Raw genomic sequence first — 9,693 nt, forward strand, 5'->3', positions numbered from 1 at the left:
AATAACAGGATACTTCCACTTGGGAGATTTAAAGAGCTTTGTTGCACAAAGATTTAAAAATTAAGATTTCCCATATCTACTCAAATTTAAGTGACAATTTGGATATGAGGTTGGCCTAATTCCGTAAATTTATTTAACACCGCTACACGTGCATGAATTTCGTTGACTTGACTTGGAAAACTCCTTGCTGTTAATTAATCGCCTAATAATTTGATGCAATACACTCTGCATGATTTACATCATGCAGAGCAAATCAAACGTATTTGGAAAGAAAGTTTAGGTCGATATGGTGTGCGTAAGGTCTGACAACAATTGAAACGTGAAGGTTATGTTATCGCACGTTGTACAGTTGCTCGATTGATGCAGAAGCTAGGTATACAAGGTGTTTGGCGTGGTAAGAATAAACAAACCACCCGTAGCCGAGATGATCAAAAACGAGCAGATGACTTAGTAAAACGCAATTTTAATGCAGATCATCCTGACTAGCTGTGGGTCGCTGACTTCACGTATATTCAAACTCATTCAGGCTGGGTCTATACCGCCTTTATTATTGATGTGTTCTCGCGAGCAATTGTTGGATGGAAAGTATCAACACGTATGAATACAGATATGGTGCTCGATGCACTGGAGCAAGCATTGCATGATCGAGGCATGCCAAAGAACGTGATTCATCATAGTGACAGAGGCGTGCAATATCTTTCCATTCGTTATACCAATCGTTTAGAAGCAGCAAATTTACGAGCATCAGTCGGTACGACCGGTGATTCATACGATAATGCTTTGGCTGAAACGGTGAATGGCTTATACAAAACAGAGGTGATTGAATATTTAAAAGCGGATTGGCAAGGTTTAGCGGATGTACAACTTGCGACACTAAACTGGGTAGATTGGTTCAATAAAGAGCGTGTACACAGTGCACTGGGTTATGTATCACCTTTTGAGTTTGAAGCAATGTACTATGATAAGATTAACCCGTTAGGTCAGGTGGCCTAACTTAAATAAAAAAGTCTCCGACAAACCCGGTACGGTTCAGATGGAGGCTATAATTTATACGTATATGCACCTAATAGTGTAGAGTGGATAGATCCTTTAGGCTTAAGGAGTAGAACTAAAACCTTACCTGTTAATGCAAAAAATAAGAATTCAAAAAAATTAATAAATTGTATTGGAGCATCTGGGAAAAAGGTAAGTGCAGATGATGCTAGAAAAGATGACTATTTGTATAATAATAAAAATGATGCGATGAATGCTGGAGCCAAAATGTTAGGACCTGGTGCGGTTAGAACCTATAATGAAAAAGGTCAGTGGAATGGTTGGAAGAATTCCAAAGGTGAGTCGGTATATTGGAATCATGGTGATTGGGGTAAAGGTGTTGGTACTTCTACATTCCCGCATTTGAACTATGATGTCGGAGGGAAGAAGGGGCACTTATTTATGAAAGATAAAATTGAAAATGCAGGTATGGTAGATGATTTTCATGGTAAATATAAAAAGGCTCAAGGTTGCCCATGAATATATCTGAAATTATTGAAAATAGTGACGATTCAAAATTATTGAGTTTGAGTTGTGATGAAAATGAAGTAAGTTTAATCATTGCTCATGATTATCTTGGAAAGACTATTCGACTAACTTTTCCTTTTGAAAATTTTTTTAATAGCTTTTCAAGCAAAAGTGACGGTATATGCTTTTTATCAATTGAAGATATAGATAATCAATTAGACATAAAAAATGGAATCTATATTCCAGCCACGGATTTTGGTGATTTTATATATGAAATGAAAGAAGGAAATTGTTGTGCTTATGGTCTAAGAGTAAGCAAATTTAAAAAAATTTTCAAAGTCGTGGGCAGTTTTAGAGTGGTTATACCGTGTGAAAATTTAGATAAGATAAATATAGAGTTACTTCATAATTAATATTCTTTGTTTGAATGGTTTTAACTATTATCTATTACAATGTGATAATGAATAAAAATCAATGATGAAATGGTGCTGGATTAGGTGAAATTGTAAATATGGATGAGTTGTTTATGGATGAAACAATGATTATTACTTCAATTTTACTTAACCATTACAACATCAGGATAGAATAAATATGAATTATTTCGTTTTAAGTGCAACACAAAGTGAAGTTTGTCCAATTTCACTTATTGAAGATTCAATTTTATATATGAATAAAGAACAGGTTAGCTCAGATTTTGAGCATGGGTCTTTACCTTGGTATAACTATAAGACTAGTAACAATTGTGAGTTGCCTAAAGAAGGAGTTTTTGTTTTAAAAAATAAGAACACGAAAATATCTTTTCGAAATATTAATAAAAATATTTATATTGTTAGTGAATTTTTTAAACGGATATTACAAAATTATATAAGTACAGATTTTTTAAAAGTAGAAGTAGTGGATGAAAAATTAGAAATAATTGATGAAAATGAATACTTTATTTTTAGATTTAATAATCTGTTAAATTATATTGATGTAATTGATACAAATAAGTCTAATTATCAACTTAATGAAGATTACTTGATTTTAGAAAAAGCTTATTTATTAGATAGTTTGAAAGAAAATATTTTTAAAATTTATGATATGGATTCAGCACAAGATACTTTTTTTATAAGTGAAACTGTTAAAAATGAAATTGAAAAAGTTGAGTGTAATGGTATAAGAATAGACGATGTTTCAACAGCAAAGTGGCGAAATTCAGATGATTTTACTGTCATGTTTTTAGAAGAAAATGAAGTGAATGAATATGTGTGGCCGATCTAATGATATTGTAAACTGTAATTTTAGAAACAGATATGAATATTATTAACTTCCTTTAAAAATAATAGTACCATTGGAGGTTGTAAAAGGCTTTGTTGCATAAAGATTAGGAAGATAAAACTATCCCAAGTATTCCAAATTTAAGAGACAACTTGGGTATGAGGGCGACCTAATTTGTACTAGCTCAAACCCGATCTGACAGTTACCCATTTTTTAGTGTGCCTGTCAGGTTAAATCTGGGCTAAATTTTTCTCAGCCCAAATTCGTTTTCCATCAAGTAATGTTTCTAGCGGTGTGCGACCGCAGCACATTTTTCCCTGATGAGTTCGTTCAGTATTATAGAATTTCAGCCAAACGTCTAGATCAGCTTGTAATTCCTCTAATGTAATATACAGCTTCTTCCTAAAGGTAATTTGATAAAATTCCTGCAAGATCGTCTTATGGAAACGCTCGCAGATCCCATTAGTTTGCGGGGAAGCAGCTTTTGTTTTGGTGTGGTCAATATCATTGATGGCTAAATACAGCTCATAATCATGTTGTTCCACTTTGCCACAATATTCAGTGCCTCTGTCTGTCAGAATACGCAGCATAGGTAGATCCTGTGATTGATAAAACGGGAGTACGCGATCATTTAATAAATCTGCTGCTGTAATCGGTGTTTTCGTTGTATAAAGCTTGCAATGCACAACTTTGCTGTAGGTATCGATGAACGTTTGTTGATAAATTCGACCAACACCTTTGAGATTGCCAACGTAAAATGTATCTTGCGCTCCAAGATACCCTGGATGGTGTGTTTCTATTTCACCACAAGCAACATCATCTTCATGTTTACGCTCAAGCGCAGCAATCTGATGATCATTTAACTCAATTCCATCTTTAGCCACCTTGGCTTCTAAGGCTTTCAGTCGCTTTTTAAAGTTTTCTAAATCGTGGCGAAGCCAAATAGATCGAACTCCACTACCTGAAATGAATACACCATTTTTACGTAATTCATTACTGGTAAGGTGTTGACCATAAGCGGGGAATTGGATTGCGAAATCAATCACAGCTTGTTCTGTAGTATCATCCACGCGGTTTTTTAGATTCGGTACTCGTCGGGATTTATTGATGAGTGAATCGACATCACCTGACTGAACTAACTCTTGATAGCGATAGAAAGTATCTCGAGAAACACCCATCACCTTACAAGCTTTAGACACATTCTGAAGTGCTTCAGCCAAATTGAGTAAACCTACTTTGTGTTTGATGATTTGATTGTTAGTATGTAACATAAGAAAGTTACCTTTGTTTGATTAAGATTTCGACACCTTTAAAAAAACGGGTAACTTTCTCTTTTTCAAGATCAATGTCTGATCAGATCTGAACTAATACAGGTTAAAATCACCGAATATGAGTAATAGCCCTCCTGGGTTAACATGGCATCATAATGATCAAAGTGGTTTACTCAATTTGGTTGATAGAGGAGACCATGCTAATAATCATGGTATATATCATCCAGATGGCACTGGTGGTCGTGATAAATGGGGTGAGGGAAAACCAGGAAGACAAGGTAAATTAGATCAAGCAACAGGTTGTCCATTATGAGTATGTTTAAAAATAAAGTTTATAAAATCGAAGATTTTATAAACTTGGTAAAAGAGAAAAAAGAAAGATTGCCTAATTATGACTTTGAATATTGTTATGCAGTATATGCTAAAAACGATAATGTAAAGATTCATGATGAGGTATTCATTGGAAATAGTATTGATTTCGATGAAAATGATAACGAAGTTTACCCTGAATTTGTTATTACAAATGGTTTTCATTACTTTTGTTCAGATCAGAATATTCAAGATGTAGTTGACTTGGCCATTAGGCAAGATGCTGATGTATCGAATGAGAAATTAATTGATGCACTGAATTATTATATTGATAATGATGATTTTAAGGATCAATAAACTTAAAGAATATTTAAGTTAAGGATTAACTTGTTTTTAGTTATAAATTGGCTCTGTTGCACAAGCAGCGCCAATAAATTATTTTGTGTTTTTTTATTATCTAATCAAATGAATATACTCATGCTTCAGCAATTTTAGGCAGAATTATTGATTTTATGTCATTTAAATCTTATTCATTACAAAATTCTGCCCAATCAGCCATTAAGCCTTTTCGTTTTTCAAAATATGCTCCACGTAAGTCAGCAGCTTCTACCTCATCTGGTAGTTTATGTACGAGTGCATTCTCATAGATTTTACGTAAGTAATCGGTTTTATCAGCAGCAAAATTACTTGGAATTGGTCCCTTTTCTGCACGGTTGCGTGTTAGTGCAGCCATTACAATTCGATTGTTAAGTTCAATATTGTCCCAATTGATAAGAACTAAAACATTAATACCTGAAGGGTATCAGGTGCACTACATAATTCCAAAAAGCACAGATTCATTACGAGATGTTAATAAATTGTGTAAAAATTTTGATGTGCATAATGTAAATAAATTAATTGCTTTACCTAAAGATGCAAATGTTCCACTTAAAACTGGGGCAGGTTTTGGAAAAACTACACACTTTGAATATCATTCTGGATATAACGAAGCTGCTATTGGTGCGATGAAAGTTGCAGCAAGATTTAAACCAAATGTCGGTGGGTGTAAAAAATTAGCTGTAGTTCAGGCGGCATTAAAAAAACAATTGCAAGCAGGAGGGCAAACAATGTATGGCAATGCACACACTAATGGTACTGGTGGTGTTGAAAAAGATTGGATGAATACGGTTAGAAACCACGTGAGAGGAAAATAAATGAAGACTTGGGATCAAGTAGTAGAAAGTGCAGCTGAATTTATATCTTTTTTGGAAAAAGGTAATTTTTATAATACTAAGTTTAGTACTGAAAAAGATTACAAGATTATTTTTGATGCTAATTTAGGAATAGATTATGCGACTAATGACAGTTTTGATGATTTTGATGAATGGGAAACTGTGACTGATACCCCCGATATTTTTCCAGAAAGCTTTGAATGGAACGATCAGATTAAATATAAACTAAAACAAAAAAATTATTTTGGATTTGAAAATCAAGAATTTAACGGAGCTAAAGAAAAATGGATAATGGGTGAAGCTTGTCTGATAGTAGAGTTGATGTATAGAGATATAGGTATAATATTTCAATGTTATGCAAATGACTATTTTCCTACAATCTGGAAAGAAATTTTAGAAATATATTTAAATAGTGGTTTTCCGTGTGGATGGGATGGTCATCTACCTGAAGGGAAAATTGTAGTTTTTTCTAATCAATAAAATTTAAAATCAGTTCGCTATTTCAAATTATACAAAGCTCAATGATAGCTTCATTGAGCTTATTTTTATTTTAATAATTCATATAACGTACGCCAAAATTTGCTATCGAAAACCACAAAACAGAGCAAAGGCTTTGATGATGTATGGTTTTACCACTGCGACCATTTAGGTACACCACAAGAAATGACTGACCATACAGGTTCGATCATTTGGAAAGCTGAGTATAAGGCTTGGGGTGAGTGTAAGGCTGAAAAGGCTAAATCGAGTTTCTTTGAAAATTCTGAAATTATTTCAAACAACATTCGTTTCCAAGGACAGTATTTCGACCAAGAAACAGGATTGCATTACAACCGTTATCGTTATTACTCGCCTTATGTTGGACGGTTTGTAAGTAAAGATCCTATAGGATTAAGTGGTGGGCATAATATTTATCAATATGCACCGAATCCTACAGGATGGATTGATCCATTGGGGTTGGCAAAGAAGAAAAACTCAAAAGAATTAGGTAAAAATACAACAGGTCAATGTAGTTGGCCAGGAAAACAAGCTCATCATGTTATACCAGAAGATTTTGAAGATCACGATACCTTAAAAGGCATTGGATTTAAAATGAATAGTGCTTCAAATGGAATAATGTTACCTAATAAACCAAATAATTTTATTAGTTCTCATAGTGGGTATCATTCTGCTTATAATAAAGCTGTTGGATCAGAATTGGATTATATTGGTAAGAAGTATGCTAATGATGCAAATAGTAGAAAATTAGCAATTCAAGACTTACAAAGAAGTTTGGATTCAGCATTAAGGCGAAACAAAATTCCTTTATATAAAACAATTTGTGGAAAATCAACAGGCTTGAAAGATGGTGATTGGTCACGATATATTAAATCGTCTAGGAGATATTGAAAATGAAAATTGAAAAAATAGATTATGCAAAAAAATTAATGAAATTCGATAAGTTTGTAGAAGCAACTAAGGTTCTTGAAAATATTCTACGTGAAAGTGATGATAAATTGTTGTTAAGAAATGCAATAGAATTGTTGCTTGTTGAAATTGAATTAAAGCAAGCTACAATTAATAATGATAAAGTTCTCAATCTAATAAATAATTTTAGAAACAATGGTGGAGAAGAAGAAAAAATTCAAATATTTGAAAAAATATTTAAAGATAAGTTAATGCAAAAAAAAGAAAATATTCTAGAGTTTTCTAATGAATTTAAAGAGCTTTATTATTTTTTTGATCACAAATTTTTAACAAATAATTTGGATGAAGATTTGGATGGAAATAATTTTGAAATTATTGATTTTAATTTAGCAAAAAAAATAGCACATGATCAAGATGTAGAAGAGCCTTATGAAAGTTGGAATGATTTAAGGGCAAGAGTTACGAAACAGGTATATAGTTTTATTTACAAAGAAAAAATTAAAATGGATTTATTTGAAGAAGAAATAGATCGATTAAATATTGGCTTGGAAAAAAAAATAGAAAATAAAAATCAAATATTTTATTATTTTTTGGATGATATGGAGGCAGATATCCATTTAATATTAATGGCTTATTATGTTGAATTCTCAAATAAATTTATAGACTTACTGCTAAATGCTTATAAATGTAATTACTTGGCTTGTGGATGGAAAGGAGAGTATCCACAAGGTAAGTTATGTATCACGAATGGGATGCAAAAAATTTATGAAACTTAGAGCATTAAAGTAGAATTTTTTGATTGTATATTTCTAGAATAATCAACAGAAAATTAATTCTTTAAAAAATTATAAAATAAATGGCATTTGATCAATAAATTAAATTGATACAAAGAAAATAAAAGACCCTTAATTTTTAAGGGTCTTTTTGATTGTCATTTTGGTCCATTTTGATAAAACAATACTATTTGTATGATCGAACAGTTAAGGTCATCATACTATCTCTGAAGGGATTTGGGCTAAACATAAGGATTTTCTAGATGATATTGGTATTGATGTGAACAGAGATAAAGCTGAAAACGGTGCAGTAATGTCTGATAGCGAAGCCAAAGCTAAGCAAATAAAGAGAAAATTATATCATTATGGATTACATCCAATTTATTCTGCTGCAATTAACCCAAAGTTAGTACAGATGGATAATGGGGAAGTACGAACTAATAATCAAGGTGCTTGGAAATATAGCTCAGGTGGATCAGTTGTAACCCATGATTAGTATTGAGATTGAAAGCAAATGAAAAAAATCACTGAACTTAAAATTAAACAAAAGCAAAGTTTGAATTTATCAAATTTTATTGATGATACTAAACAACAGTTTGTTTTTTTAAATGATTCCTATAAGTTTTCTATCTGTGAAAGTATTAATTTTTATAGTGAAATACTCCTTCTGAAAAAGAGGAATCAAATGTTAATAGAGGCTAATGAAACACAAGATACTATTTTAATAAATAAAAAGATGAATATTTTTATTCAAAATCTGCCAAATAGTGATTTTTTGTTCGATGTATCTTTTAGCCAGTATGAAACATTTTTTGAAGAAGGTGAATATTTTAATATTTCACCTTTGCCTGTTTTTAAATTAAATAAAAATAATATTAAAAAATTATATAATTATTTTTCAAATACAAATCTTAGTTTTTTTGCAATTATTTCTGCGGAGTACAAATTGGTGCTAGATAGTTATGCTGGAAACACTAATTCATCGGAACCTGATTTACCAACTTATGAGTATTATGAAGAACTTCCTAATAAAACTTGATTTGATATTTAAAGAAAAATCTTTAATTTTCCAATTGCTGTGACACTTCTGGCAATTTATTCAACCTTTTTCAAGGTGCATGAGCAAAGACAGAGCAATGCTCTGTCTGAAGCGCAAGGATCAAGAGACAGGACTCCATTATAACCGTTATCGTTATTACTCGCCTTATGTGGGGAGATATGTAAGTAAAGATCCGATTGGGTTGTTAGGTGGTATAAATTTATATCAATATGTTGATAGCCCTATAGGCTGGGTAGATCCATTTGGCTTACGTCGTAAAAGAGGTAGTGATGCTCCAAGACATGGCCCAGCAGCAGTAACTAAAGTAAATAATCGTATGCCTATCAATTCGTGCTTTGCTGGTAAAACGATGATGGGGAAAGATTTGCCTGTTGGAGTTAGAGGAAAATATTCGCATGGAGTGCCATTCAATTCGAAGGGCTTTCCAGATTTTTCTAGGTATGCTAGAACGACAGTAAATATTGGTTCTTTTACTAAGGATGATGCAGACTTTAGAAGTGCGAATGCAAAAATAGGTTTGGCTGGTAAAAAAAGCACCTGATAATTTTGTATGGCACCATACAGACAAGGATGGTATTTTACAATTGATTCCAAAAGATATACATGATGCTGTCAGACATACAGGTGGTGCAGCAATTTGTGGTATTAGAAAATAGATATATATATGAATTATAGAAATATTGATTTTGAAAAAATTTCAAAAAGTGAACAACAGCTTCAATCATTGTCATTAATTGGAATTAATTATGATAAAAGATTAAAAAAAATGCTATTGGAAGAGTATAAGAAACCCTCAGAAGTTAATGATGTTATGCTCAATCAATTTGAGGGAGAGTCTGGTATTAACTTTCCAATTGAATACAAAAAATTTTTACTAACAACAAATGGTGGGAGCCCCTCAAAAGATA

General features: G+C 32.2%; 14 protein-coding genes and 4 pseudogenes. 15 read left to right on the forward strand and 3 right to left on the reverse strand.

The features are described 5' to 3' along the window. Positions 1 to 86: 86 nt before the first annotated feature. Positions 87 to 227, reverse strand: a pseudogene (locus tag FTV37_RS15800) (IS5/IS1182 family transposase); the annotation flags it as partial. Here FTV37_RS15800 and FTV37_RS15805 point away from each other — a divergent pair. The 4 genes and pseudogenes from FTV37_RS15805 to FTV37_RS15820 form a co-directional block, all read left to right on the forward strand. Next, a pseudogene (locus FTV37_RS15805) lies at positions 223 to 993 on the forward strand (IS3-like element ISAba29 family transposase); the annotation flags it as partial. The pseudogenes FTV37_RS15800 and FTV37_RS15805 overlap by 5 nt on opposite strands. 267 nt (positions 994 to 1,260) lie before the next feature. Next, the gene (locus FTV37_RS15810; protein ID WP_180064256.1) at positions 1,261 to 1,512 is read left to right on the forward strand and encodes a hypothetical protein; all 252 of its coding nucleotides are present in this window, start codon (positions 1,261 to 1,263) and stop codon (positions 1,510 to 1,512) included. After that, positions 1,509 to 1,913: a hypothetical protein gene (locus FTV37_RS15815; RefSeq protein WP_180064257.1), complete on the forward strand. Its 405-nt coding sequence runs from the start codon at positions 1,509 to 1,511 to the stop codon at positions 1,911 to 1,913. Before FTV37_RS15810 ends, FTV37_RS15815 begins: the two co-directional genes overlap by 4 nt. A gap of 178 nt (positions 1,914 to 2,091) precedes the next feature. After that, positions 2,092 to 2,760: an Imm43 family immunity protein gene (locus FTV37_RS15820; RefSeq protein ID WP_180064258.1), complete on the forward strand. Its 669-nt coding sequence runs from the start codon at positions 2,092 to 2,094 to the stop codon at positions 2,758 to 2,760. 227 nt (positions 2,761 to 2,987) lie between these two features. Here the strand turns inward: FTV37_RS15820 and FTV37_RS15825 are convergent, their stop codons facing one another. Further along, positions 2,988 to 4,028 carry an IS481 family transposase gene (locus tag FTV37_RS15825; RefSeq protein WP_180064259.1) on the reverse strand — a complete coding sequence of 347 codons (1,041 nt, stop codon included), beginning with the start codon at positions 4,026 to 4,028 and terminating at the stop codon, positions 2,988 to 2,990. Positions 4,029 to 4,146: 118 nt separating this feature from the next. On the opposite strand from FTV37_RS15825, the gene FTV37_RS15830 reads away from it, so the two are divergent. Together FTV37_RS15830 and FTV37_RS15835 are read left to right on the forward strand one after the other, a co-directional pair. Next, positions 4,147 to 4,341 carry an HNH endonuclease gene (locus FTV37_RS15830; protein ID WP_180064260.1) on the forward strand — a complete coding sequence of 65 codons (195 nt, stop codon included), beginning with the start codon at positions 4,147 to 4,149 and terminating at the stop codon, positions 4,339 to 4,341. Beyond that, on the forward strand, positions 4,338 to 4,694 hold the full coding sequence (locus FTV37_RS15835; protein WP_180064261.1) for a hypothetical protein: 357 nt from the start codon (positions 4,338 to 4,340) through the stop codon (positions 4,692 to 4,694). Before FTV37_RS15830 ends, FTV37_RS15835 begins: the two co-directional genes overlap by 4 nt. Positions 4,695 to 4,863: 169 nt before the next feature. Here FTV37_RS15835 and FTV37_RS15840 read toward each other — a convergent pair. Further along, a pseudogene (locus tag FTV37_RS15840) lies at positions 4,864 to 5,022 on the reverse strand (integrase); the annotation flags it as partial. A 121-nt stretch (positions 5,023 to 5,143) separates the two neighbouring features. On the opposite strand from FTV37_RS15840, the gene FTV37_RS15845 reads away from it, so the two are divergent. From FTV37_RS15845 to FTV37_RS15885, 9 genes and pseudogenes are all read left to right on the forward strand, one after another. Beyond that, positions 5,144 to 5,530: a hypothetical protein gene (locus FTV37_RS15845; RefSeq protein ID WP_180064262.1), complete on the forward strand. Its 387-nt coding sequence runs from the start codon at positions 5,144 to 5,146 to the stop codon at positions 5,528 to 5,530. Then, a complete protein-coding gene (locus FTV37_RS15850) occupies positions 5,531 to 6,028 on the forward strand; it encodes a hypothetical protein (RefSeq protein WP_180064263.1) in 498 nt (165 codons plus the stop codon). A gap of 102 nt (positions 6,029 to 6,130) precedes the next feature. After that, positions 6,131 to 6,934, forward strand: a pseudogene (locus tag FTV37_RS15855) (RHS repeat-associated core domain-containing protein); the annotation flags it as partial. Between the two features lie 2 nt (positions 6,935 to 6,936). Next, a complete protein-coding gene (locus FTV37_RS15860) occupies positions 6,937 to 7,728 on the forward strand; it encodes a hypothetical protein (RefSeq protein WP_180064265.1) in 792 nt (263 codons plus the stop codon). Positions 7,729 to 8,005: 277 nt separating this feature from the next. After that, a complete protein-coding gene (locus FTV37_RS15865) occupies positions 8,006 to 8,221 on the forward strand; it encodes a hypothetical protein (RefSeq protein ID WP_180064266.1) in 216 nt (71 codons plus the stop codon). Positions 8,222 to 8,239: 18 nt separating this feature from the next. Then, on the forward strand, positions 8,240 to 8,764 hold the full coding sequence (locus tag FTV37_RS15870; RefSeq protein WP_180007376.1) for a hypothetical protein: 525 nt from the start codon (positions 8,240 to 8,242) through the stop codon (positions 8,762 to 8,764). A gap of 79 nt (positions 8,765 to 8,843) precedes the next feature. Continuing rightward, a complete protein-coding gene (locus FTV37_RS17975) occupies positions 8,844 to 9,326 on the forward strand; it encodes an RHS repeat-associated core domain-containing protein (RefSeq protein ID WP_257224368.1) in 483 nt (160 codons plus the stop codon). Beyond that, positions 9,307 to 9,441: an HNH endonuclease gene (locus FTV37_RS18190; RefSeq protein ID WP_180007392.1), complete on the forward strand. Its 135-nt coding sequence runs from the start codon at positions 9,307 to 9,309 to the stop codon at positions 9,439 to 9,441. The genes FTV37_RS17975 and FTV37_RS18190 overlap by 20 nt, the downstream gene beginning before the upstream one ends. A gap of 8 nt (positions 9,442 to 9,449) precedes the next feature. Beyond that, on the forward strand, positions 9,450 to 9,693 hold a 244-nt coding region (locus FTV37_RS15885), incomplete at its 3' end, for an SMI1/KNR4 family protein (RefSeq protein ID WP_180064267.1).

The organism is Acinetobacter sp. YH16042, from assembly GCF_013417245.1.
GTDB lineage: Bacteria > Pseudomonadota > Gammaproteobacteria > Pseudomonadales > Moraxellaceae > Acinetobacter > Acinetobacter amyesii.